This window comes from Salinimicrobium oceani (assembly GCF_012037645.1).
In genome coordinates this window covers 1-305 of sequence record NZ_JAAVJR010001460.1, presented here as the reverse complement: position 1 = coordinate 305, position 305 = coordinate 1, and the positions used below count along the sequence as shown (strand labels likewise).

Genomic DNA, 305 nt, shown 5'->3' with positions numbered 1-305 from the left:
AGTAACCACTTCCACTTTCATGATTGGCTCAAGGATCACAGCACCTGCTTTCTTAGCAGCTACTTTATAACCCATTTTAGCAGCCAATTCGAAGGAAAGCTGATCGGAATCCACAGGGTGGAAAGATCCGTCCTTAAGAACCACTTTTAAAGTATCCATGGTAAAACCTGCCATAGGTCCGGTTTTCATAGCTTCTTTAAATCCTTTTTCAACCGAAGGAATAAATTCCTTAGGAATACGACCACCTTTGATCTCATCCACGAATTGAAGTCCCGGTCCTTTAAAGTCTTCGTCTGCAGGTCCTA

1 pseudogene is annotated in these 305 nt (G+C 42.6%); it reads right to left on the bottom strand.

Annotated elements, in window-relative coordinates:
- Positions 1–305, bottom strand: a pseudogene (fusA, locus tag HC175_RS22630) (elongation factor G); the annotation flags it as partial.